Here is a 26103-nt window from a genome sequence, read left to right on the forward strand (position 1 = left end):
AGTTTTGCCGGCGAACCAAACGTTTTGCGCATCGACTTCCGTACATCCCCGGACGACGCGGAAACAGACCGCTGTTGAGCCGCTGACCAGCCGTACCGGACCGCTGGAGCTGTCTTTCGCACAGCAGCGGCTGTGGTTCCTGGCGCAGCTGCGGGGCGCCGGCGAGGCGTACCACATGCCCCAGGCGTTCCGTCTGCGCGGGCCGCTGGACCGGGCGGCGCTGACCCGCGCGCTGGACACCTTGGTGGCCCGGCACGAAGTGCTGCGCACGCGCCTGGTCACCGTGGCGGGTGAGCCCTTCCAGCAGATCGACCCGGCGGACGCGGGATTTGCCCTGCACGTGCACGATCTGACCGGGGCCGACGACGCGTCCGAGGCCGAAGCGCGGCTCGAAGCCCTCCAGCGGGAGGAGGCCACGGCACCGTTCGACCTGGCCGAGGGGCCGTTGGTCCGCGGGCGCCTGGTGGTGCTGGCCGCCGATCACCACGTACTGCTGCTGACCGCGCATCACATCGCGTCCGACGGCTGGTCGATGACGGTGCTGACGCGGGAGATCACCGCGCTCTACACCGCTTTCCGCGACGGCGGACAGAATCCGCTGCCGCCGCTTCCGGTGCAGTACGCCGATTACGCCGCCTGGCAGCGGAAGTGGCTCTCCGAGGGCATACCGGCCCAGCAGGCCGATCACTGGAAGAAGACGCTGGCCGGCGCTCCCGCGCTGCTGGAGCTGCCGACCGACCGGCCACGGCCGGCCGAACAGGACTACCGCGGCGGAAAGCTGCGCCTGGAATTCGACGCGGAATTGACCGCGGCTCTCAAGGACGCGAGCCGGCGCACCGGCAGCACCTTGTTCATGACGGTGCTGGCCGGCTGGTCCCTGGTTCTCTCCCGGCTGTCGGGCCAGACCGATGTGGTGATCGGCACGCCGGTGGCCAATCGGCGCAGGACCGAACTGGAAGGCCTGATCGGGTTTTTCGTCAACACCCTGGCGCTGCGTATCGATCTTTCCGGCGGGCCGACCGTGGCCGAACTGCTCAAGCGCGTACGCGGCGTCGCCCTGAAAGCACTGGAAAACCAGGACCTGCCGTGGGAGCAGGTGGTCGAGCTGGTCAATCCGTCCCGCAGCCCGGCCCATACCCCGCTGTTCCAGTCCATGTTCGCGTGGCAGAACAGCGAGGAAGGTGAATTGTCGCTGCCGGATATCGAGGTGACGCCGCTCGATTCGCCGTACGACGTCGCGAAGTTCGACCTGACGCTGTCCTTGGCGGAAGAGGACGGCCGGATCGTCGGCAGCCTGGATTACGCCCGTGCGCTGTTCGACGCGGAAACCGTGGAACGGTACGGCCGCTGTCTCCACCGGGTCCTGACGCAGATGGCCGCCGACCCCGCCAGGGACGCCGGCGCCCTGTCGCTGCTCGACGCCCCGGAGCGGCGGCAGCTGGTGGCCGACTGGGACGCGGCCGGCGACGCCGAGGCCGGGCCCGGCCTGGTCGAACGCTTCGAGAGCGGCGTACGCGCACACCCTGACCGGACGGCCGTGGTGTGCGACGGTGAGCAGCTCGACTACGCGACGCTGGAACGGCGTGCCAACCGGCTCGCGCACGCCCTCATCGCCCGTGGGGTGTGCCCGGACCAGGTGGTCGGGCTGCACGCCGGGCGTTCCGTGGCGCTGGTGGTGGGCATCCTCGGCGTCCTCAAGGCCGGTGCGGCCTACCTGCCGCTCGACCCGGACCTGCCCGCCGAGCGCCTTGCCCGCATGGTGGAGGACGCCGCGCCCGCGCTGGTGCTGAGCGACCCGGCCGTACCGCAGGAGGGGTGGCAGCCGCTGGCCGCCGTCGAGGCGGAGGGCCGGCGGGACGACGCGCCCGGCCTCGCCTGCCACCCCGCCCGCCTCGCCTACGTGATCTTCACGTCGGGTTCCACCGGGCGGCCCAAGGGCGTCGCCGTCACGCATGGCAACGTCGGCAGCCTCTTCGACCACTGGCTCGGACGGTTCGACGCCGGGGCGGGCGAGGCCGCGTCATGGTGGTCCAGCATCGGCTTCGACTGCTCGGCGTTCGAGATCCTGCTGCCGCTGACCACCGGCGGTGTCCTGCACCCGGTGCCCGGGGAACTCCGCGCCGACCCCGAGGCGTTGATGGAGTGGCTGCGCACCCACCGCGTCGCGCAGGCGTTCCTGCCGCCCGCCTTCGTCAAGTGGATCGACGAGGCGCCCGGTGAGCGGCTGGCGGGCCTGTCGCTGCGCCGGCTGCTGACGGGTGTGGAGCCCGTACCGGAGCAGGCCCTGCACCGGATGCGGACGGTCCTGCCGGAGCTGCGCCTGCTGAACGGTTACGGCCCCTCCGAGACCACGGTCTTCAGCACCGGCTACACCGACCCGCTGCCACTCTCCCGGACGTGCCCGGTCGGCCGCCCCCTGGACGGCACCCGCATCCGGCTGCTCGACGAGCGCCTGGAGCCGGTGCCCACCGGAGTGACCGGCGAGGTCTACATCGGCGGCGCGGGCCTGGCCCGCGGGTACGTGGGCCGCCCGGACCTGACCGCCGAGCGCTTCGTACCGGACCCCTTCGCGCCGGGTGAGCGGATGTACCGCACCGGGGACCTGGCCCGGCGGCTGCCCGACGGCAACGCCGAGTTCGTCGGCCGCCGCGACCACCAGGTCAAGCTGCGCGGCTTCCGTATCGAGCTGGGGGAGGTCGAGGCGGCGCTGCTGGAGGCTCCCGGCGTGCGCGAGACGGTCGTGCTGGCCGACCGGGACGCGGCCGGTGAGGCACGCCTGGTCGCCTTCGTGGGCCGCGGTGACGCCGCGCCCGAGCAGCCCGACACCTGGCGCGCCACCCTGGCACGGCGCCTGCCCGGTTACATGATCCCGGCGCTCTTCGTCGAGCTGCCGCACCTGCCGCGCACCCCCAACGGCAAGCCGGACCGCGCTGCCCTGCTGGAACGGGCCCGGTCCGGCGGCCCCGTCCAGGTCAATGTGGCCAGCCCCCGGGACCACATCGAGCTGGCGCTGTACCGGATATGGCAGCGGGTGCTGGTCCGGTCCGAGATCGGGGTCCGGGACAGCTTCTTCGACATCGGCGGTACGTCGATCTCCGCGATCAAGCTGACGCACGCCGTCCGCGAGGAGTTCGGCCAGACGCTGCCGGTGCGCGAGATCATGCTGCACCCGACCATCGAGGCGCTGGGCGGGCGGCTGCGCCGGGGCGCGCCGGACCGGCCGGACAGCAACCTGATCGAGTTCCGCGCGGGCGACGGCCGGCAGCGGGTGATCTGCGTCCACCCGGCGGGCGGCACCGCCTTCTGCTACCTGTCGCTGGCCAAGGCCCTGCCCGGGACGTGCGGGATCCACGGCATCCAGTCGCCCGGCGTGAACCCCGGCGAGACGTTCCTGCCGACGGTCGAGGCGATGGCGCAGGCGTACCTGGAGCTCGTCGGGCCGCTGCTCGACGGCCCGCTGGTGCTCACCGGCCTCTCGTACGGCGGCCTGGTCGCGCACGAGATGGGGCGCCTGCTGGCCGAGCGCGGCCACCGCGATGTCAGCGTGGTCCTGCTCGACACCCAGGGCTCGGACGAACCGGTCGACCCCGCCGCGACGGCGCCGGTGGAGATGGCCGAGTTCCGCGACAAGCTGGTCAAGTTCAACGGGATGTACCCCGGCATCGACGACGAGCAGATCGGCCAGTACTTCCGCATCTACAACCACAACCGGCAGACCGCGGGCGCCTACCCGGCGCCCCCGACGCCGGCCCGCACGGTCCTCGTCCAGGCCGTCGAGGACGGCACCGACACGCCCCGCCTCCAGGGCGTACGGGACTTCTGGCAGCGCCGCGCGAAGGGCGAATTCGTGGTGGAACCGGCGTACTGCGACCACTGGGAGATGCTGGAGAGCGCCGAGGTGCTGCGGGTGGCCGCCCTGATCGAGGCCGAGCTGGCCCGCTTCCCGGCCGCGCCGTCACCGCCCGGCAGCCCGTCGTCGCCCACCGGTCCGCAAGCCGAGTCAGCGCAGGCGCAGGAGTGATGATGGAACCCGAATCGACCGTTCCGGCCGGGCTCCCGGCCGCCCCCTGCCTGGCCGAGAGCGTTCTCCTCCAGGCCCGCCGCACCCCCGCCGCCCTCGCGGTCGTGGACGGCGACCGGCGCCTGGACTACACGGAACTCGACACCGCCAGTGCCACCGTCGCCCGGGCCCTGCACCGGCACGGTGTACGGCCCGGCCAGGCGGTGGCGGTCTGTCTGCCGCGCTCGTGGCAGCTGATATGCGCGATGCTGGGCATCCTCCGGCTGGGCGCCGTGGTGGTCCCGCTGGACCGGCTGAGCCCGGCCGAGCGGCGGCGCCACATCCTGACCGACTCCGCGAGCGGCACGGTGCTCCACGGCGGTACGGCGCCCGACGGGCTGCCGGACGGCGTACGGGCCCTGCCGGTGGCCGACCTGCTCGCCGCCGGCCCGGCCGACGGCGACGACGCCCCGCTGCCGCTGCCCGCCGCCCCGCCCGCCTCCTTCGTCTTCTACACGTCGGGCACCACCGGCCGCCCCAAGGGCGTCGAGGTGCGGGACGCCGGAATCCTGCGGCTCGCACGCCCGGGGTGGATCAGCCTGGACGCGGGCGCACGCTACGCCTGCCTGGCCAACCCCGCCTTCGACGCGCTGAGTTTCGAGGTGTGGGTGCCGCTGCTCACCGGCGGCTGCTGCGTGATCTTCGGTGACGAGGAGGTGCAGACGCCGCACCTGCTCACCGAGGCGCTGCGGCGCGAGCGTATCGACACGCTGTTCATCACCACGGCGCTGTTCAACGCGGTGGCCGACAAGGTGCCCGACGGCTTCTCCGGCGTCGGCCGGGTACTGATCGGCGGCGAGCAGCTGAACGCGCCGCTGCTGCGCCGCTGGTACCGCGACAACCCCACCAGCACCACCCGGCTCCACAACATCTACGGCCCCACGGAGGCCACCACCTTCGCCCTCTGCCACCCCGTCCCCCGCGACTTCGACGCGGACGTGGTGCCCATCGGGCAGGCGCTGCCGGGCACCGAGGCCCTGGTGGTGGCCGACGACGGCGCCAGGATCGCCGAGCCCGGCGAGACCGCCGAGCTGTACCTGGCGGGCGAGGCGCTGGCGGCGGGCTACCGCAACCTGCCCGAGGAGACCGCGCGCCGCTTCGTACGGCTGCCCCGGCACGACGGCGGCGAGCGCCGCTTCTACCGCACCGGCGACCTCGTACGCCGTGGCGACGACGGCCTGATCAGCTACGTCGGGCGCGCCGACCGGCAGGTCAAGGTGCGGGGCTTCCGCATCGAGCCGGGCGAGCTGGAGCGGCAGATCGAGGCCCATCCGGCGGTGCGCCAGGCGTATGTGTGCACCCGCCGCGACGCGCACGGCGTCAACGAACTGCTGGCGTACCTGGTGCTCGGCGACGAGCTGTCGTTCGACGCCTTCGACCGGCACCTGGCGGACGGCCTCCCGGCGTACATGCGCCCGCACCACGTGTACCTGGTGGAGGAGCTGCCGCTCAACGCCAACGGCAAGGTCGACGCGACGGCACTGTCGCGTCGCGACGACCGTCCCTGGCAACGCCCGGAGACGGCGCAGGACGCGGCGGCCACGCCCTGGCAGCGCGAGGTGCTGGAACTGGCGGGCGAGGTGCTGGGCGTACCGGGCCTACGGCTGGGCGACCGCTGGATCGCCAACGGCGGCGACTCGCTCAAGGCCCTGCGGCTGCGCTTCGAGGTCCGGCGGCGCTGGGGCTGCGAACTGCCCCAGGCAGCCGTGTTCCAGGGTGACGTCGCGCAGCTCGCCGCCGCCGTCGCGGAGGCCCGTTCCGGCGCGGACTCCCCGTACCCGGAGCCGGCCGCGCCCTCCGGCGCCCGCTCAGCGCCCGCCACCTCGGAGCAGCAGCGGCTCTGGCTCCTGCAACAGCGCGACCCGCGGTCCTGCGCGTACAACGTCCCGATGGCGTTCCGGCTGGACGGCGCGGTGGACACCGCCGCGCTGCGGGAGGCGCTGCGCCGGCTGGTGGCCCGTCACCCCGCGCTGCGTACGGCCTTCGAGGCCACGCCGGAGGGGCTGCGTCAGGTGGTCGGCGAGGCGTACGACCCGTGGGTGGCACCGGAGTCGCTGACGGAGACCGACGCCGCGCCTACCGGGTCCGGTGCCCCGACGGCTGACGAGCCCGACTGGCGCCCCGCCGCCCACCGCCTCTTCGCCGTCCCCTTCGACCTGGCCCGCCCACGTCTGCTGCAAGCGACGTTCCTGACGCGGCCGGGCGGTGGCGTCCTGCTGCTGCACCTGCACCACATCGCGGTCGACGGCTGGTCGCTCAACGTCCTCTTCCGCGAGCTCTCGGCCGATTACGCGGCCGCGCTGAGCGGCACGGCGACGGCGGAGCCCGCGGTGGCGCCGACGCCGCTGGACTACGCGGGCTGGCAGGCCGAGTGGTTCGCGACGGCCGCATACCAGGAGCAGCGTGCCGCGCTCCACGCCCGCCTGAGCGGTGCGGACGGTGATGCGGCCCCACTGGAGCCGGTCCGCCCGCGGACCCGTACGGACGGCCGGCTGCTGCGCGCCTCGCTCGACCCGGGCCGCCGGGCCGCGCTCGACCGCCTCTGCGCCGAGCTGGGGCTGACCCGCTTCCAGCTGCTGCTGGGCGTGTTCGCCTGGAGCCTGTACGGCGTGACCGGGCGCGCGCGGCCCCGGATCGCCGGGCCGGTGGCCAACCGGCCGGTGCAGGCCTTCGAGGACAGCGTCGGCATGTTCGCCAACACCGTGCTGCTGCCGCTGGACCTGGCGCCGGGTGAGCAGTTGCGCGAGCAGTTGCTGCGGCACGGCGCCGCGGTACAGGAAGTACTGGACCGGCAGGACGTGGCCCTGGCCAATGTGCTGGCCGACCAGGCGCACCGTACCGACGGCTCGCCGTTCGACTTCCTCTTCGTCCTGGAGAACACCGACTTCGGCGCGCTGGCGCTGCCCGGTTGCGCCACCCGCCCCGAGTGGCCGGTGCCCGCCGAGTCGAAATGCCCGCTGACACTGTCCGTGGTCGAGCACGAGGCGGGCTTCGACTGTCTGTGGGAGTACGCCGACGGCCACTTCGACGCCGCCGAGGTGGAGGCCATGTCCGCCCTGTTCCGGCAGGGGCTGGACGGTCTGGCCGACGGCGGTACGGCCACACTTGCCGAGCTGGTGGGCCCGTACCGCAGCGCGCTGCCCGAGCCCGGCCGCGGCGATTCCACTCCCCCGGCCTTCACCACCGTGGCCGAGGGCTTCGCCCGCCAGGCCCGGCTCACGCCCGACGCCCACGCTGTGGTCGCCGACGGCCGCAGCCTGACGTACGCCGAACTCGACGCGCACGCCGCCGCCTTGGCCGCCGATCTCCGTGCTGCCCTCCCGCTGCCCCCGGAGGACGACGGCCGGCCGCACTGCGTCGCGCTGCACTTCGAGCCCTCCGCCGAGCACGTGGTGGCGCTGCTCGCGCTGGCCCGGCTCAACCTCACCATCGTGCCGCTCGACCCGTCCTACCCGCCGAAGCTGCTGCGGCAGATCCTGGACCAGGTGCGCCCGCTGTGCGTCCTGGTGCCGCCGGACGGCACGGCCGCGATCGACGCGATCGCCCCGTCAGACCTGCCGCGCCACCCGGTCGCCCTGCCGGACACCGCCCCGGACGGGCCCGCGGACGACGAGCCCGCCCACGACGGACGGCGGCCGCTCTACACCCTCTTCACCTCCGGCTCCACCGGCACCCCCAAGGGCGTGCAGGTGCCCGACCACACACTGTGCAACCTGTTGCAGTGGCAGGCCGGCGCCGGGGGCCTGCCGGGCGGCGCGGTGACCCAGCAGTTCTCCATGCTGTCCTTCGACGTCTCCTTCCAGGAGATCTTCGGCACGCTGTGCGGCGGCGGCTGCCTGCACCTCGTACGGCCCGGCTGGCGGCAGGACGCGCCGGCCCTGCTGGAACAGCTCGAAAAGGCCGGCGTCGAGCGCATCTTCATGCCGTACGTGGCGCTGCACCTGCTGGCCGAGCACGGCGTACGGCTGGGCCGCTTCCCGTCCCGGCTGCGCGACGTGGTCACCGCGGGTGAGCAGTTGCTGTGCACGGACGCGATCCGCCGCTGGTTCGCCGGGCTGCCCGGCGCGCGCCTGTTCAACCACTACGGCCCGACCGAGACCCATGTGGTCAGCAGCCTCTGCCTGGAGGGCGACCCGGCGCAGTGGCCGGAGCGCCCGGCCATCGGCAGGCCCGTCGCCAACGCCTGGCTGCGGGTCGTGGACGAGGCCGACGCGCCCGTACCGCCGGGCTGCCCCGGACGGCTGCTGATCGGCGGCCCGATGGCCGCGCCCTGCTACCTCGGCGACCCGGCCCTCGACGCGTCCCGCTTCGTCGAGCTGCCCGGCCTCGGCACCTTCTACCGCAGCGGCGACCTGGCCCGCTTCGACCGGGACGGGCTGCTGCACTACCTGGGCCGCGACGACCAGCAGGTCAAGCTGAGCGGCCACCGGCTGGAGCTGGGACAGGTCGAGGCGGCGCTGCTCCAGCACCCGGGCGTGGTCAACGCGGTCGTGGTGCGCGACGACGGCCGGCTGACGGCCTGCCTGGAGTGCCGGGGCGCGAGCCCGGCACCGGAGGACCTGGCCGCGCACCTGGCGCCGCTGCTGCCTCCGTACGTACGGATCGACCGCTTCCGGCGGCTCCCGGCCCTCCCGCTCACCCCGAGCGGCAAGCTGGACCGGCGCCGGGCGCTCACCGCGCCGGGCGAGGAGCTGCGCCCGCGTACCGCCGCCGCGGCAGCGGCCCTGTCACCGGTCGAGGCCCGGCTCACCGAACTGTTCGAGGCGGTGGTCGGCACGCCGGTCGGCCCCGACGAGCGGTTCTTCGACGCGGGCGCCACCAGCCTGGACCTGATGCGCTTCCATCTGCGCTGCACCGCCGAGCCGGACCTGCCGTTCGGCATCCCGGACCTGTTCGAGCACGTGACCGTGCGGCGGCTGGCGCGCTTCCTGGAGGGAGGGCCGGACGCCGGGGCACGGCAGGACACGGCGAGGCCCGGCACGGCGGACGAGCCCGTCGCCGTCGTCGGCATGGCCGTCCGGCTGCCCGGCGCCGACGACCTCGGCGCCTTCTGGGACCTGGTACGCACCGGCGCACGCGGCATCGAGCACTTCGACGCCGCCGACGGCCTGGTCGGCGCCCGCAGCCAGCTGGCGGGCCTGCTGGACTTCGACCCGGACCACTTCGGCATCAGCCGCCAGGAGGCCCGGCTGATGGATCCGCAACAGCGCCACCTGCTGATGAGTTCGGTACAGGCCCTCGCCCACGCGGGCGTCACCGACCCGGCCGGACAGCGCGTCGGCCTGGTCGCGGGCTGCGGCGAGAACACGTACTACCAGTCCCTCCTGCGCAAGGCCGACCCGGAGTACCTGCCCGACGGCTTCCAGATGGCGCTCCACCACGACAAGGACTTCCTCGCCACCAAGGTCGCCTATCACCTCGACCTGTCGGGCCCGGCGTTCACCGTGCAGGCGGCCTGCGCCAGTTCGCTGGTGGCGGTGCACGTCGCCGCCGGGCTGCTGCGGCAGGGCGACGCCGACGTGATGCTGGCCGGCGGCGTCCTCGTCGACACCCTGCTCACCGGCGGCTACCGCTACCGACCGCAGCACATCTTCTCCAAGGACGGCCACTGCCGCCCGTTCAGCGACGACGCCGGCGGCACCATCGGCGCCAGCGGCGTCGGCGTGGTCGTCCTCAAGCCGCTGCGGCTGGCACGGCGGGACGGCGACACCGTGTACGCGGTGGTCACCGGCTCGGCGCTGAACAACGACGGCGCCGCCAAGCTCAGTTACAGCGCGCCCTCGCTGGCCGGGCAGCGCGAGGTGATCCGCACCGCGCTGCGCCGCAGCGGCCGTACCGGCGCCGACCTCGGGTACGTCGAGGCGCACGGCACCGGCACCGCGCTGGGTGACCCGGTCGAGGTCGGCGCGCTGCGCCAGGCGTTCGACCTGGACGCGTCCGACCGCTGCGCCCTGGCCTCGGTGAAGAGCCAGATCGGGCACCTCGGCGCCGCCGCGGGCGTGGTCGGCCTGGTACGGGCGGCCCTGGCGGTCCACCACGGCGTGATTCCGCCCAATGTCGACTTCCACCAGCTCAATCCACAGATCGGCCCGGACCCCACGCCGTTTTTCATCCCGACCGAGGCGCAGCCCTGGCCCGGCGGGCGGCCCCGGGTGGCGGCCGTCAGCAGCTTCGGCATCGGGGGCACCAACGCCCATCTCGTGCTGGAGGCGGGCGGGACGACGGAGTCCGCTTCGGGGGTGCCCTGCCTGTTGCTGTCCAGCAGCAGCGAGACCGGCCTGCGCGCCGACGCGGCCCGCATCGCCGATTACCTTGAGGCCCAGCCCGAGACGTACGGCCAGGTGCTGCGCCACCTCCAGGCGGGGCGGCCTTCCCGCCGGTGGCGGGCCGCGGCGGTCTGTGCCGACGCGGCGAGCGCGGTGGCGTGGCTGCGGACGCTCGCGGACACCGAGCTGACACCGGCCCCGCACGAGGACACCGACCACGCGCTGTCCGCTGAGGGCCGTTCCCCCGAGGAGCTGGCCGCCGCCTGGTCGGCCGGGTGGACGCTCCGCTGGCCCGCCGGTCCGGCCCAGGCCCCGTGGGACTTCCCGCCCCCGGCGTTCGCACTGGCCACGTACGACTTCCAGCGCGCCGCGCCGGAAGCGGACGGTCTTGCGGGCCAGGCGCCCACGGAAGCGCTCCCCCGACGGCTGCCGGAGGCCGACTGGCTGCACCAGCCGCACTGGGTCCGGCTGAGCCGCGCCGTCCCGGCCCCCGCGTCGCAGGCGCCCGGCGGCCTGCTGGTCGTCGTGACGGCCGAGCCGTTGCCGTCCGAGGCGCTGCGGCCCTTCGAGGCGGCGTGGTCCCGTGTGGTGCGGGTCGGCGCGGCCGACACGTATGCCCGGCTGACGGACGACGCGTACGAGGTGGACCCGGCCGACCCGGCCGCACTGCGGCGCCTGCTCGACGCGCTGGGCGACCCGGGCGAGGCCGGCGTCGACTGGCTGCACGCGCTGCCGCTGGCGGTCGACGGCCCGGTGGGCGAAGACGCGCTGGCGCACGCCCGCTGGGCGTGCCTCGACACGCCCGCCGCCCTCCTGCAAGCCGTCGCCGGAACGTCGTGGGCAGCGCTGCTGCGGCCCTGGTGGCTGTCGTACGGGGCCCAGCCGGTCGAAGGGCCGGTACGGCGCCCGGAGCTGGGGCTGCTGGCGGGCGCCTGCGAGATCGCGCCGCAGGAGTGCGCCGTCGACGGCCGCTGGCTGGACCTGCCGGGACGCGGACTCGGCGACTGGGCGGCGGCGTTGGCCGCGATGCCGGGACGGTCCGACGGTTCCGGGACGCTGCCGCGACGGCTGGCGCTGCGCCAGGGGTACTGGTGGCAGCAGGCGATGCTGCCCGTACCCGCCCCGGCCGCCGCGCCGCCTGCCACGCTCCCGGCCGAGGCGGGTACGTACCTGATTCTCGGCGGTACCGGCGGCATCGGCAGCAGCATCGCGGCCTGGTTGCTGGCCCAGTCCGACTGCCGGGTGATCCTGCTGTCCCGGCGGCCGCGGGTGCCCGCCGAACTGACCCTCTGGGCGGACCGTATCGACCTGGTCGAGGCGGACCTCGCCGGGACACCGACCGAGACGGTCCTGGAACGCCTCGACGCCGTGGCTCCCCGGATCGACGGTGTGGTGCACGCGGCGGGCACGGCCGCCGGCGGCCTCGTCACCCGGCGGGACGCCGCGGCGATGCGGCAGGCCATGGCCGCCAAGGTGCACGGTGCCCTCCTGGTCGAGCGGCTGATCGAGCGGCACCGGCCGGCCTTCGCCGCGTACTGCTCGTCGATGGCCGCGCAGTTCGGCGGCATCGGCCAGTTCGACTACGCCGCCGCCAACGGCCTGCTGGACGGCTTCGCCCGGCACCGGACCGGCGGGGACGAGACGACCCTGCGCATCGGCATCGACTGGGACATCTGGAGCGAGGTCGGCATGGCGCGCGACGCCCTGCGGACGGACGCCCGCCACCAGGCACACCTCGCGGTCGGCCTGGCGGTGAAGGAGGGCCAGGAACTCTTCGCGCGGGCGCTGCGGTTGCAGCTTCCGCAGCTGCTGGTCTCCACGACCCCCGTCGAGGAGGCCCGGGCGTTCTACGCGGCACCGGCCGACGTGTCCGGGGAGCCGGGCACACCCGGCACCGCGTCCGCCCCGGCCGTCGCGTCGGCGGGCGCGTCGGCAAGCACCGAACTCGCCGACTGGCTCGGCCGCTGGCTGGGCCTGGACGAGCTGGACCCGGACGCCTCCCTCTACGACCAGGGTGCCGACTCGCTGACCATGCTCGATCTGATCGGCAAGGTCGAGGAGTACTTCGGCGTCGGTCTGGAGCTGTCCCAGCTCAGCCACCAGGTCAGCCTGAACGAGGTCCTGGAGAAGGCGGGCGCGCGTCCCGGGCCGGAGCCGTCCGGCACGGCCCCGGCCGCCACCGAAGCCGGCGACGACGCGGTGGTGCTGGAGGTCTGGCAGCAAGGCACCGGGCGCGACCTCCTGTGCCTGGTCCACCCGGTCGGCGGCGACATCCAGGCGTACCGCGCGCTGGTGTCGGCCCTCGACCCGCGCTTCACCGTCTGCCTGATCGCCGACCCCGCGCTGCGCCGGCCCGACCTGCCGGCCTGGACCCTGACCGAGCGGGCCCGGCACTACCACGCCGCCCTCCAGGCGCGTTTCCCGCACACCGCGTGGCGCCGGCAGCTGGCCGGCTGGTCCTTCGGCGCGTGGGTGGCGCAGGCGATGGCGGCCGAGGCGGAAGCCGCCGGTCACCCGGCCGCCGCGCTCCACCTGCTCGACCCGCCACCGCCGGACGCCGCGCCGCACTTCAGGGCGTACGACGAGACCCAGCTCGAAGCGGTCTTCACGCACGAGCTGGGGCAGGGCGGCACGGGCGCGCCGGCGAGCCGGGAGGCGCAGGCGTACGCCGAGCGGCTGGCGCGCTGCTGCCGGGCCAACGTGGCGGCCATGGCGCGGCACGAAGTGCCCCGGCTGGCCGGCACGCCCAGCCGCCTGTGGCTGGCGCATCAGCCGGTCGACGGGCTGCCCGACCTGGGCTCCCCGGAGTCGCACCAGCTCAAGTGGCGTGCGCACCTGCCGGAACTGCGTGACTGGCAGAGCCTGGACACCACGCACTACGGCATCGTCCGGCCCCCGTACGTCCAGGCCGTGGCGGACGCGGTGAACGCGGTGGACGCGGCCGCCCCGGCCGGCGGGGAGCGCCGTTGATCCCGTACACGGGACGAGGCGGCGCCCCGGACGCCCCCGTACCGCACGCCGACCCGCAACCGTTCGCCCACCGCCCCGAGGCCACCACCATGAACCCGTACCGTTCCCTCCCGCCGCGCTCCTTCTGGCGCACCGCCGTGGCCGAACCGGACCCCGCGGACATCGGCGGCCTGTGGGCCCCGAAGTTCCCCGTCGGCCAGGACGACGTCGTGCTGACCGCGGGCTCCTGCTTCGCCCGGCACATCGGCCGCGCCCTGCTCGACCGCGGCATGAACTGGCGGGACGCCGAACCCGCGCCGCCCGGGCTGACCGAGGAGGAGCGGCGGGCCCGCCACTACGGCGTGTTCTCCTTCCGTACCGGCAACATCTACACCGCCGCGATGCTGCGGCAGTGGCTGTCCTGGGCGTACGGCGAGACCGCGCCGCCCGACGAGGTGTGGACCGAGGACGGCCGCTGGTACGACCCGTACCGCCCGTCGGTCGACCCGGAGGGGCACCCCTCGGCCGACGCGGTGCGGGCCGCGCGCGAGGCGACCCTGGCGGCGCTGCGCGGCGCCGTGGCCGAGGCGGACTGCTTCGTGTTCACGCTGGGACTGACCGAGGCGTGGGTGGACCGCGAGGACGGCACCGTGCAGCCGGTCTGCCCCGGCACGGTGCGCGGCACCTTCGACGACGGGCGGTACGCGTTCCACAACTTCACCTTCGCCGAGGTGTACCGCGACCTGTCGCACGCCATCGCGCTGGCCCGCGCCGCCAACCCGGGCCTGCGCGTGCTGCTGACCGTCTCGCCGGTCCCGCTGACCGCGACCGCCACCGGCGGCCACGCCCTGACCGCCACCACCTACTCGAAGTCGGTGCTGCGTGCCGTGGCCGGGCAGCTGGCCCAGGAGCACGCGTACGTCGATTACTTCCCCGCGTACGAGATCGTCACCGGCTTCCCCTTCAAGGCGCGGTTCTTCGAGCCGAACCTGCGCACCGTCGCGCCGGACGGCGTCGCCTTCGTCATGCGCCAGTTCTTCGACGCGCTCGCACAGATCCCGGCCGAGCGGCCACGCCCTACGACGGACACCGCTGCCGCCGCCCCCGCCCAGCCCACGACCGGAGAGGACTTCTGGTGTGACGACGCCGTACTCGACTACTACAACCAGGGCTGACACGCCCGGGACGGCGCCGGCGCCCGCCGCCCCCGCCAGGTTCCTGCTGCTCGGCGACTCGCACGCCGGGCCCGTCGGCCGGGCGGCGAAGGCGGCCGGCATCCCGTTCAGCGGCGGACCGATCGGCGCCGGACGCGACTTCAACGCGGACTTCTTCGACCTGCGCGGCACCGACGTCACCTTCCGCAAGCCCGAGGCGGACGCGTACTACCGCCGCTTCCTGGACGACCTGGGCATCGCGGGCCTCGGAGAGCTGGCCGTCCCGCTGGTGTGCACCTTCGGCTTCAGCGCCCACTTCGTCGCGACCACAGAGAACTGGCGGATCTACCGGGTGCGCGGCGGCGGCTTCGCCCCCGGCTTCCTGGAGAGCCGGCTCTTCGGCGACCTGGTGCGCGCGACGGTCCGCGACGCGCTCGCCTTCTACGAGCACGCCCGCGGCCTGGGCCTGCGCGTCCTGGCCGTGCTGCCGCCGCAACGGGTGCCGGGCCTGTCCGACCCGGACGTCTTCATGGCGGCGCAGGACGTCGTACGGCGCGCCGTCACCGCACTCGGCGTGGAGGCCGTGGACCTGCGCGACCGCGTCACCGACGCGTCCGGACGGCAGCGCCCCGAACTCTGCGAGGCCAACGACATGATCCACGGCAACCTGGCCTTCGGCCGGCTCATCCTGGCCGACCTGCTGGCCCGGGGCCTGTGACCCCCGTCCCCCGAACCATCCCGTAGACCCGTACCACCCCAGGAGGGGCGCAATGGAGCAGTACGCACTCGATGCCATCGAGGCCGTCACGACCAGGAAGCCGGAGGTCTACGACACGATCTCGGTGGACCCGATCACCCCGCTCACGGGCGCCGAGATTTCCGGCATCGACCTGTCGCAGGAGCTCACCCCCGGCCAGGTGGACGAACTCCGGCGCGCCTTCCTCGCCCACCACGTGCTGGTCTTCCGCGACCAGACGATGACGCCCGAGGACCACAAGCGGCTGGCCGGCCACTTCGGTGAGCTGCACCCGGTGGCGGCCCCGGCCGAGGGCGCCGACCCGTACGTGCTGGAGATCAGCACCACCAAGGAGTCGCGCGCCGTGGCCGGCAACGGCTGGCACGCCGACGGCACCGCCGACGAGGAGCCCTCGCTCGGCTCGATGCTGCACATCCTGCGCGTCCCGGAGGGCGGCAGCGGCGGCGACACCCTCTTCGCCAACATGTATCTGGCGTACGAGCTGCTGTCCCCGGCCATGAAGGAGTTCCTCGGCGGCCTGACCGCCGTCCACGACGGCATCCTCCCCTGGCAGGGCCAGACCCCGCCGGCCGATTACGTCGTCCCCGTCACCGAGCACCCCGTCGTGGTCCGCCACCCCGAGACCGGCCGCAAGCTGCTGTTCGTCAACGGTGCCTACACCTCGCACATCCCGCAGCTCACCCGCGGCGAGAGCCGGGCGGTGCTCGACATGCTCTTCGACCACATCGCCAGGACGCCGCTGCTGAACTGCCGGGTGCGCTGGGCGCCCGGGACGCTGGTCTTCTGGGACAACCGCTGCCTGCAGCACCACGCGACGTGGGACTACTACCCGCAGACGCGCTACGGGCGGCGGGTCGCGATCAAGGGGCACCGCCCGCAGGCGTGACGCATGCGGCGTCCGCCCCGGGGCCCGGGGCCCCGGGGCGGAGAACCGTCACCGCTCGGGTACGGCTCCGGTGGCTCAGGCCACGGCGGCCCTCGCCAGGCTGTCCGCCAGCCCTTCCGCGAGCCGCCCGTAAGCCGCCCGCCGCCGCTCGTCCTCCTGCCCGTCGGCCACCTCCCGATTGGCCTCGGCCAGGGCGTAGGCGTGCACATACGCGCCCGGATACGCCTCGGTGTACGCCCGCGCGTCCGCCCCGGCGTACGCGGCCGCCAGCGCCCGGGAATTCGCCAGCGCGTGGGCGTCGGCGAACGACCGTGCATTGGCACCGGTGTTGAGCTTCGCGTAATACTCCGCGAACTCCGCGGTCTTCTGCTCGCCGTAATCATTGGCCGCCGCATAAGCACGGGCATTCGCCGCCGCCGTGGCGAAGGCGTCGGCGTAGGCATAAGCGAGCCGGTAAACCTCCCGCAACGCCGGTTCGAGCGCCGCGGCCCACTCGCCTTCCGTGGCCCGGCCCCCCGCCAGCGCCCGCTCGTGCAGCCCGCGTACGGCCTCCAGTTCCGCCCCCGTACCACCGCGCCGGACGCTCGCCGCCTCCAGCACCGGCAGCACCGTACGCACCTGCCAGTCGTGCACCACACTCAGCGGAATTCGCCCCTCCAGGCGCGCCACCTGCTCAAACACCCGCCGCGCCCAGCTCTCGGCCGCCTCGGCGCCCTGCCCGTCGAACAGCGCAGCGGCCGTCTGCACCAGCCACGCCGGCGCGTCCGTCCCGTCCGCGCCCGGCCCGTCACCGCCCGCACCGGTGCCGTCGGCCCCGCCGGTCCCACCGGCCCCGCCGGCTTCCACATGCGCGCGAAAACACGAATACGCCTCAGCGGCGACCGGGGACCAGCTCATCAGCCTCTCCTCTTACCTTCGCAGGGGCCTTCACCGTATCCCGGCCCGCCGCCGGCCCTTTTCCACGGGATCGTCACAACCCCGCCACAAACACCCGGCAGCCCCCCGTGACCGCCGCCGGACAATTTCCGGCCATGGGATGCTGAAGCGTTGGCAGTTCACGGCAGAGACGGGAGAGTACGACAGCGTGGGGGCAGTGATACGACGGAGCCTGACCGGCGTGTGGGACCGATTCGCGGCGTCCGACCCCGGACTGCTGCGGCTGATGGCGGGACTGCGGACGGTGGCGGCGATCGCGCTCACCCTCGTCGTCCTGGCCGCGGTCGGCACCGATGTCACGCACCTGGTCGCGGGCGCCATGACGGCGATGGTCGCCACCTTCGCGATCAAGGAGAAGCAGGTACGCGGCCAGGCGGTCACCCTCGCGCTCGGCCTGCCCGTGGCACTCGCCGCGATCTCCCTCGGCGCGCTGCTGCACAGCCAGGTCGTCGCGGGCGACGTCTTCTTCGTCGCCCTCATCTTCGGCGCCGTCTACTGCCGCCGCTTCGGCGACCGCGGCACCGCCCTGGGCCTGATCGGCTTCCAGACCTACTTCGTCTCCCTCTTCGTCGGCGCCACCCTCGCCGCCCTCCCCGTCCTCGCGCTGACCCTGGGCATCGCCTTCGCGTGCAGCGCCGTCGTCCGCTTCACCGTCGTACCGGAGACCCCGCAGCGCATCCTGCGGTGGCTGCGCGGCGCCTTCCGGGCCCGGGTCGCCCAGCTCGTCGCCACCCACATCGAGCTGCTGGACGCCCGTCCCGACCAGCTCGACAAGGTCCTCGACGACCTGCGGCGGCACACCGCGCGGCTGCACGAGTCGGCGCTGATGATCCAGGGCCGGCTGGAGGACGGCACCCGCGACGCGGCCGGCGCCGCGCTGCTGCAACGCCGTATCGCGGACGCCGAGATCGCCACCGAGCGGCTGGGCGTCCTGCTGCTCAACGCCCGCACCGCCGAGCGCGCGGACACCCTCACCCTCCACCTGCCACAGGCGCCGCTGCCCACCGCGAAGAACGAAATGCCGGCCGAGGACGCCGCCACCGTCACCCTGCGCCGCGACCTCAACGCCCTGCACATGCTGGTGTCCCGGGGGGCGTCCGACCAGCCCGGCACGGCCGTCGCACACGTACGCAACCGGCTGCTCGGCTACCGCGACGAGGACAACCTGCCGCGCGCCTCGATCGCCGTCCAGGACGTCTTCCGCGGTATCGGTGAGGCCGCCCGCTCCGTACTGGGCCTGCGGCTCGCGCTGGACGGGCCGCAGGACGAGTCCGACGACACCCCCGCGACGACCCGCTCCCGTGAGGAGTTCGACGCCGAGGACGTCGCACTGGCCGGCGGCGCGGAGGAGCCCGAGGAGGACGACCGCAAGGGCCTCCAGCGCCCCACCACCCGGGCCGCGTTCCAGATCGCGGTGGGCTCCACGCTCGCCATCGTCGGCGGCGAGTTCCTGTCCGCCCAGCGCTGGTACTGGGCCGTCCTGACCTGCTGGGTCGTCTTCCTGAACACCGCCTCGACGGGCGAGATCATCATCAAGGGCTACCGGCGGCTGCTCGGTACGGTCCTCGGCGTGGTCGCCGGGGTCGGGCTCGCGGGCGTGGTCGGCAACCACACCTGGACGGCGTTCGCGCTGATCCTCCTCTTCGTCTTCGCCATGTTCTTCACGGCCCCCCTCTCCTACGCCCTGATGTCCTTCTTCGTCACGGCGATGCTGGGCCTGCTCTACACCCTCCTGAACACCTACAGCCTCGACGTCCTCATCCTGCGCATAGAAGAGACCGCCCTCGGCGCCGCCTGCGGCATCATCGCCGCCGCCGTCGTCCTGCCCGTCCACACCGACCGGCGCACCGACGACCTCCTCGGTACGGTCCTGACCAAGCTCGACGAGGTCGTCTCCGCCTCCATCGACCAGCTCAGCGGTGCCCCCGCAGCCGACCTGCTGGGCCTCTCCCGCGACCTGGACACCGCCCTGGACGAACTGCGCGCCTCCACCCGTCCGCTGACCCACCCGATCAGCCCGCTGCGCGTACGCCGCCAGACCGTCCGCTACCTGGTCGCCCTCCTGGAGACCAGCGCCTACCACGCCCGCTCCCTGGCAGCCACCGCCGAACTGCTCCCCTACAGCAAGACCATCGCCGCCGACCCCCGCCTCGAACGCGTCGGCCGCCGCATCGCCCACAACATCGAGACCATCACCGCCCACGTACGCGGCACCCAGACCGACGCCGAGGTCACCTCCGGCGCCACCATCATCTCCCTGCTCGAATCCGACGGCTCCGGCGCGCCGAACCCCGGCACGGTCACCTACCGCGTCCTCCGCCACCTCCAGCGCCTGGACGAGGGCGTCTCCGGCCTGGCCCGGCCGCTTGGGGTGCCGGTGGCGGGGCGGCCGGAGGGCAAGGGCAGGAGCGGGGAACGGCGTGGAGCGGAGCCGGCACGGGCCTGACGCGATGCCGGCAGGCCGCCGGCTTCGCCACTTCCCGGCGGCCGCGCCCCGGCACGGGCGCGGCCGTACGTCTCAGCGCGCACCGAGCGGGTCGCGGGTCGCGGCCGGGCGCGGGGGCCAGGCGCGGGGGGCGAGGATGCCGAGGACGTAGGCACGGGCGACGAGGGCCGGCCTGGTCTCGGCGCCCAGCAGGTCCCGGAGCCGGCTGAGGTGGTAATCGACCGCCTGCCGGGAGAGCTTCAGCGAGGTGGCGATCTCGCCGTTGGTGCTGCCGCCCGCGAGGAGGGACAGTATGCGCACCTGCGCGGCGGTGAGCGACGGGTGCGCCTCGTGGGCGATGCTCTGGTCGGTGACGACGGCCCACACGTGCGTGACGCGGCCGACCGGTCCGCTCACCGTGGACAGGTGGAGCTGCGCGCGGCGCTGGCGCCCCTCGGTGTCCAGGAGTACGGCGGAGGTCTCCGCCCGCCTGATGCGACGGGTGATCAGCCCCTCCCAGGCGCGGCGCAGGGGGCGGAGGTCGGGCGTGGCGGCGAGCAGGGTGTGCGCACGGCGGCCGACGAGGTCGGACAGCCGTGTCCGGAACAGTTCGGCGGCGGCCGTACCCGCCTGCTCGATACGGCCGCCGACCGAGAGCAGCGCGCAGGGCAGACCGCTGTAGTCCCGCAGCGCGCGCAGATTCTCCTCGGCCTCCTGGCGCTGGCTCGTCGCGCGGACGTGGTCGGTGATGTCGACATAGATACCGGCCACGCAGGTCCGGCCGTTCTCCTGGACCGGGAAGCGGTGGCCGGCCGCCTGCCCCTCACTGCCGTCCGAGCGGTGATAGCGCAGGTGGTGGCGGACCGGCTTGCCGCGGCGGAGGATCTCCTGGTCCAGCGCGCGGAACTGGGCGGCGTCGGAGGGGGTGTCCAGGTCCTCGATACGGCTGCCGACGACCCGCTCCGGCGTGGTGCCGTAGAGGTGCGCGTAGGCGTGATTGGCCCATAAGTAGCGGCCGTCGCGGTCGCGGAGGAAGGCCGCGGCCGGCGCGAAGTCGGCGAAGTCCGCGAAAGCGGCGTACGGCCGGCCGCCGGCGGGCTGCGCACCGGCCTCCATCGCGAGCCCGCGCGTCCAGCCCCGTTCCCCGTCCTGGGGCCATCTCACGTGGTAGGTCCGGCCGTCGAACTGGACCGAGGGGTGGCCGTCTTCGAGGGAGTGCCCCGGAGCGGACAGCTCTTGGCGCGCGCGGTCCAGGAAGCGCTGTGTGGTGGGCAGGTCGGTGAAGGCCCCGCCGCCCCGCTCCTTGACGCGCCCCTGCTCGTCGGCCTCCCACCAGGACACGGGGAGGTGCTCCAGCAGTGCTTTGAGACCGGGATCGTCCACGACGGCCTTTCCGTCCATGTTCCCGCCGGGCGACGGGAAGTGACAGGGCGATGCCTATCCCGTGCGCAGCCCGGCCATGCTCGGTTATCGGCCGACTGCGGTACGTGAGCGCGTCCCCGGCGCAGCTTGCCATAGGTGATCCACTACCTTCGCGCGCACTCCAACGATGTCCACGACTTTGGCATTTGCCTGATTGGCACCCGCCTCCGGCGGCACTTCCGGCACCCGCCTTCTGGTTCCCTTGTGTATGTCGCCGGTCACCCGCCGTGTTCTACGCGGGTTGCGTCACCGTATCCGGTTCCCGACCGGCGAGCGGTACCAGGCCGGGCAGCGGGGCCCGCCCACGGCCCGACGCCCCGGACGGGCAAGCGAACACACAAGTGATGGGAGACGAATTTCCGTGAGCACGGTGCTGTTGGTGCACGCCAAGGGCGGTCCGCCGCTCGGCCATGTCCTGTCCCGGACAGCCGCGAGGGCGGACGTGCACCTGCTGGCGCTCAGCGCGCTTCCGCCGTCGGTCGCCGCGTCCGCGGAGCGGCTGTGCGCCTCGGTCGTGCTGCCCACCGACGCGGAGCGGTCCGACCTGGTCTCGTTGATCGTCTCGCGGGCCGGAGCCGTCGGCGCGGACGCGGTTCTCACCTTCTCCGAGTACGCGGTCGTGGCCGTCGCCGAGGCGTGTGAGGCGCTCGGTCTCGCCGGTGCGGGAGACGCCGCCGCGCTCGCCCGCGACAAGCGGATGATGCGGCACACCTGGCATCTTCACGGCCTGCCGCAGCCCGCGTTCCGCCCCGTCGCCACCCAGGCGGACCTGCACGAGGCCGTCGCCACCCTGACCGCTCCCCTGCTGCTGAAGGCGGCCTGGAGCGCGGGCTCCACCGCCCACCAGATCATCGCCTCCCCGCAGGAGGCCGACGCCGCCTGGCAGCGCTCGCGCGCAACCATGGACCAGTCCGCCCGGCTGGGCTTCGCCGAACTCCATGTGGCCGAGGCGGCGGGACACTTCGTGGTCGAGGAGATCGTGACCGGCGACACCGCCGGCTGGTTCGACGAGCCCGGCTGGGGTGACTACGTCAGCGTCGAGGGCGTGGTGACCGGCGGCGTCTTCCGGCCGGTCTGCGTCAGCGGCCGGATGCCGACGGTGCAGCCGTTCACCGAGCGCGCCGGCATCACCCCCGCGTCGCTTCCCACGGACCTCCAGGACCGCGTCGTCGACCTGGCCCGGAAGGCCGTCGACGCCCTCGGCCTGCGCGACTGCGGCACCCACACCGAGATCAAGCTCGGCGCCGACGGGCGCATGTGGCTGATCGAGACGGCCGCCCGGTTCGGCGGCGCGATGACCGTCCCGCAGATCGAGGAGGTGTTCGGGCTCGACGTCGTCGGCATGCTCGTGGACCATCTCCTGGGCCGTCCGGTCGCCTGGCCCGAGCGGGTCCTCGGCCCGGAGCAGGCACGGGGCGCCGCGGGTTCCCTCGTCGTCCTCGCGGTGGACGGCCACGGCGCGGCCTGGCGGGACCGCAGGCTGTGGGACTTCCCCGTGGTACGGGACGCCGTCGCGCTGAGCGAGGGCAGCACCCTCTCGGTCGTACCGGAGAGTTCGCTGCCCGACGGCAGCACCGTGCCGGTCTACGACCCCGCCGGCGGGGCCAACACGATGGCGGCCCTGTGCCTGCTCTCCGCCGCCGACGCGCGCACCGTGCTCCGTGATTTCACGACACTGGTGGACGCGCTGCCGGACGTACTGCCGCCCGCCGTACCCGCCGCGCCGCGGTCCGGGCCCCCGGCCGGCCGCCCCCGGACCATGACCGCACCGTCAGCGTCCGTGTCCCCCGCCCGCCCGCGCGTCCGGCCGGCCGCACCGTCCGAGGGAGTCGCCGTATGACCACCACTCAGCCTCCCGTCAGCGTCGCCGATCCCGCGACCGACCGCACGGTCGTCGGGGAGAACCTCTCGCTGCCGCTGTTCCGTACGCTGTCCGGAGTCCTGGCAGGCCACCCGTACCTCAAGGTCGTCGTCGACCGCGCCGAGGCCACCTGGCACCTGCTCGACACGGCCGCCCACCCCTTCCACGTGAACTACATCGCCACCCGTGTCCTCGGCATGGACCTGACCGAACTCGACGCCCAGCTGGACGAGTTCAACGCGTCCGTCTACATGGACCCCGAGCGCCGCTTCCTCCTCGGGGTGCTGTCCCTGCACACCGACGAGGACCGGGAGGGCCGCGAGCGCACCTTCCTCGTGCTGGAGACGACCGAGGCCGACACCATGCACGGGGAACTGCTGGAGTTCTTCTACACCTTCGTCAGGCAGCGCGTCGACGGCAGGCTGCCGCTCCTGCTCAAGCCCGCCAACCACGGGCAGGAGGAGGCACTGGCCGCGGTCAGTGAGCAGCGGGTGCCGCGCATCCTCGGTCACGAACTCTTCGGCTCCCGGGTCCGCGTGCCGCTCAACGCCGGGGAGGCCACCGGCCGGCTGCGCTGCTTCACGACCGTGGCGGAGTACGAGGCGGCGGCCGGCGAACTCGGCTGGTCGGACATCGTCGCCATGCCCTGCCTGCCGGACGGCGTGCAGCGGGTGGCCGGCTTCATCAACACCGAGCCCATCACCCCGCTGTCCCACACCAACGTCCTCGCCTCCGGATGGGGCATCCCCAACGCGATCGTCCGCGACCTGGACCAGCTCGTCGAGCAGGACGGTTTGGACGGGGCCTGGGTCCACTACCGGGTCCGCGAGGACGAGATCACCCTGGAGCGGCTGGAGCAGACCCCCGAACTGCGGGCCCCGGCCTGGCACCAGCAGCGCATCCGTCTGGAGCCGCCGCTCCTGGAGGACGCCCCCGTGCTCTCCCTGCACCGGCTGCGCAGCGCCGACCGGGACCGCTACGGCACCAAGGCGGCCAACCTCGGAGAGCTGCACCACGTACTCGACAGCCGCACGGCCGACCTCACCGCGTTCTACGGCCGCCCCCGCCCGCCCCGTAAGAACCTGTACGGGCACCTCGCGGCCCGGCTCGGCCTGGAGGCGCCCTCCGCCACCGAACTCCGCGCGGCCGCTTCCTCCTTCGTGGCCGGCACCGTCGCGGCCCCCGAGGGGGTGGCCCTGCCGTTCTCCCTCCTGGACCGCTTCCTCACCTCCTCCCCCGCGCTCCAGCAGGGCATCGGCAAGCTGAAGATGGCGCTCGAACTCGACGCCATGGACGTCCTCGACCCGCTCTGCCTGCAGCTCCAGCACCTGATCCGGCACGCCGCGATGCCCGACTCCGTCACCAGGGAGATCACCCGGGCCTTCCCCGCCCCGCTCGCCGCGGGCGGCCGCCTCGTGGTGCGTTCCTCCTCCAACGCCGAGGACCTGCCGGGCTTCTCCGCGGCAGGGGTCTACGACTCCGTCACCACCGTCCACGGCACCGGCGAACTCCTCGACGCGGTGCGGCAGGTGTGGGCCTCCCTGCTCTCGCCGCGCAGTGTGCGGCTGCGCCACCAGGTGGGCATATCCCTGGACGACACCTACATGGGTGTGATCATCCAGGAGTACGTCCCCGCCGCGCTCGGCGGCGTCCTGGTGACCTGCGACCCCACCCGGCGCGAGGACTTCCGCAACGTCTACCTCAACTGTTCGCCGGGCTCGCCCGAGCAGGTCGTCGAGGGAGAGGTGCTGCCGCAGCAGTACCTCTACAACACCGTCGAGGGCGGCGGGCGCACCGTCGCCCTCGGCTCCTGGAGCGAGGGACTGCCCGCCGCCACCCGGGCCCGGCTCGCGGACCTGTCCCTGACCGGCCGGCTGCTGCAGTCCCACTTCAGCGCCCCCGACGTGGACGACCCGCTGGACATCGAGTGGCTGCTGACCGACCAGGGCGACTTCCGCCTGGTCCAGATCCGCCCCTACGCGCTGTGAGCCGCCGCCTCCCGCGCTCCGCGGCGCGGCCCGCGGCCACGCCCCTGACCGGCACCGCCCGGCGTATCATCCGGCTCAACTACGGCTTCCAGCTGCTGTTCAACCTGCTGTGGTGGATGCCGGTGTTCTACGCCTACCAGAAGGACGCCGGGCTCTCCGACGGGCAGATCTTCGGTATCCAGAGCATCTACTACGTGGCCTTCTGCCTCTTCGAGATACCGACCGGGCTGATCGCCGACCGGATCGGTACCCGCAACTGCCTGCGGGCCGGCGCCGTCGTCATGACGGCCGCGAATCTCGCCCCGGTCGTCAGCTCCTCGTACTCCGGCTTCCTCGTCCACTTCCTCGCCATCGCCGCCGGCCGCTCGCTCACCTCGGGCGCGGCCAGCGCCTACCTGTACGACGGACTGCGCGCCGAGGGCTGCGAGGAGCACTACCTCAAGGCGGAGGGGACCGCCCGGGCACTCGGACTCGCCGCGAAGATCCTGTGCTGGCCCCTGGTCGGGCCGCTGATGGTCCTCGTGCACCCGGCCCCGTACCTCCTGAGCGCCCTGAGCGCGGCGGGTTCCCTGGCCTGCGTCATCGCCCTGCCCCGGACAGCAACACCCGCCAGGGCTCGCGATACGGCCTCGCCGGACCGGACCGAAAAGTCCCGGGCACCGAGGGACGGACGCGGTACCTCACTGGGCGACGCGAAGGCCGCACTGCGCTGCGTCGTCTCCTCACCGTGGCTGGCGCTGGTCATGGTCCAGGGCGTGGCCGTGTTCACCCTGTCCAGGATCTGCCAGGTCAACCTCTTCCAGCCGATCCTGCTCGATCACGGCATCGGCGAGTCCGCACACGGCGGGGTACTGGCCGCCATGACGGTGGCGGAGGCCGTGGGTTCGGCACGCCCCCAGTGGTTGGGCCGCCGCCTGTCACCGGTGGCCTGGGTCTCCCTCCTCAGCCTCGTCCTCGCGGGCACCCTGGCGGGCATCACCCTCGGCGGCCCCTGGACGGTCGTCGCCCTGCTCTGCGTGTTCGCCGCCGCGGCCGGCTTCGCCTACCCGATCCAGCGCAAACTGGTCAACGACGCCGTGCCCGCCGGTGCCCCGCGGGCCACACTGCTGTCGGTCGAGTCGATCGTGGACCGCGCGGTGTGCGCACTGGCGGCCGTCGCCGTCGGCGCCTACCTCTCCGCAGGCCACCTGGACGCCCTGCTCTGGCACAGCGCCCTGGCGACCGCGGTGCTGCTCGGCGCCTTCCAACTGGTGCTGCGCAGCGCGAGGGTGCGGAGCGGTGCGGACGGGCCGACGGAGGAAGCGAAGCCCTCCGCACCGGACTCCCATCCCAAAGCCGCCGTGTAGGACGTCCGTACGCCCGCGCCCACCTCGGGGCGCGGGCGTACGGGCGTCGGGGC

11 protein-coding genes are annotated in these 26103 nt (G+C 73.6%); 9 read left to right on the forward strand and 2 right to left on the reverse strand.

What is annotated here, in order from left to right:
- Positions 1 to 109: 109 nt before the first annotated feature.
- From AB0L45_RS17055 to AB0L45_RS17075, 5 genes are all read left to right on the forward strand, one after another.
- On the forward strand, positions 110 to 4021 hold the full coding sequence (locus AB0L45_RS17055; RefSeq protein ID WP_365840601.1) for an amino acid adenylation domain-containing protein: 3912 nt from the start codon (positions 110 to 112) through the stop codon (positions 4019 to 4021).
- Positions 4021 to 13296 (forward strand): amino acid adenylation domain-containing protein, encoded by a 9276-nt coding sequence (locus AB0L45_RS17060; RefSeq protein ID WP_365840550.1) that lies wholly within the window; start codon positions 4021 to 4023, stop codon positions 13294 to 13296. Before AB0L45_RS17055 ends, AB0L45_RS17060 begins: the two co-directional genes overlap by 1 nt.
- A gap of 89 nt (positions 13297 to 13385) precedes the next feature.
- Complete coding sequence (locus tag AB0L45_RS17065; RefSeq protein WP_365840603.1) at positions 13386 to 14450, forward strand: GSCFA domain-containing protein; 1065 nt, start codon at positions 13386 to 13388, stop codon at positions 14448 to 14450.
- Entirely contained in the window at positions 14413 to 15147 is a 735-nt protein-coding gene (locus AB0L45_RS17070; protein WP_365840552.1) for a hypothetical protein, read from the forward strand. The genes AB0L45_RS17065 and AB0L45_RS17070 overlap by 38 nt, the downstream gene beginning before the upstream one ends.
- Before the next feature lie 52 nt (positions 15148 to 15199).
- A complete protein-coding gene (locus AB0L45_RS17075) occupies positions 15200 to 16072 on the forward strand; it encodes a TauD/TfdA family dioxygenase (protein WP_365840554.1) in 873 nt (290 codons plus the stop codon).
- A 75-nt stretch (positions 16073 to 16147) separates the two neighbouring features.
- Here the strand turns inward: AB0L45_RS17075 and AB0L45_RS17080 are convergent, their stop codons facing one another.
- Positions 16148 to 16969: a SpcZ gene (locus AB0L45_RS17080; protein WP_365840555.1), complete on the reverse strand. Its 822-nt coding sequence runs from the start codon at positions 16967 to 16969 to the stop codon at positions 16148 to 16150.
- A 265-nt stretch (positions 16970 to 17234) separates the two neighbouring features.
- Between AB0L45_RS17080 and AB0L45_RS17085 the strand changes: the two genes are divergently transcribed.
- Positions 17235 to 19454 (forward strand): FUSC family protein, encoded by a 2220-nt coding sequence (locus AB0L45_RS17085; RefSeq protein ID WP_365840605.1) that lies wholly within the window; start codon positions 17235 to 17237, stop codon positions 19452 to 19454.
- Positions 19455 to 19526: 72 nt separating this feature from the next.
- On the opposite strand, the gene AB0L45_RS17090 is transcribed toward AB0L45_RS17085, so the two are convergent.
- Positions 19527 to 20816 carry a PAS domain S-box protein gene (locus tag AB0L45_RS17090; RefSeq protein WP_365840557.1) on the reverse strand — a complete coding sequence of 430 codons (1290 nt, stop codon included), beginning with the start codon at positions 20814 to 20816 and terminating at the stop codon, positions 19527 to 19529.
- Positions 20817 to 21216: 400 nt separating this feature from the next.
- On the opposite strand from AB0L45_RS17090, the gene AB0L45_RS17095 reads away from it, so the two are divergent.
- Genes AB0L45_RS17095 through AB0L45_RS17105 form a run of 3 tightly spaced genes read left to right on the forward strand, consistent with a single transcriptional unit; the run spans position 21217 to position 26050 of the window.
- Positions 21217 to 22695, forward strand: a complete 1479-nt coding sequence (locus AB0L45_RS17095; protein WP_365840560.1) for an ATP-grasp domain-containing protein — start codon at positions 21217 to 21219, stop codon at positions 22693 to 22695.
- The gene (locus AB0L45_RS17100; protein WP_365840562.1) at positions 22692 to 24704 is read left to right on the forward strand and encodes a PEP/pyruvate-binding domain-containing protein; all 2013 of its coding nucleotides are present in this window, start codon (positions 22692 to 22694) and stop codon (positions 24702 to 24704) included. Before AB0L45_RS17095 ends, AB0L45_RS17100 begins: the two co-directional genes overlap by 4 nt.
- Positions 24701 to 26050, forward strand: a complete 1350-nt coding sequence (locus AB0L45_RS17105) for an MFS transporter (RefSeq protein WP_365840564.1) — start codon at positions 24701 to 24703, stop codon at positions 26048 to 26050. Before AB0L45_RS17100 ends, AB0L45_RS17105 begins: the two co-directional genes overlap by 4 nt.
- Positions 26051 to 26103 lie beyond the last annotated feature (53 nt).

It is taken from the genome of Streptomyces sp. NPDC052496 (assembly GCF_040679095.1).
Lineage (GTDB): Bacteria > Actinomycetota > Actinomycetes > Streptomycetales > Streptomycetaceae > Streptomyces.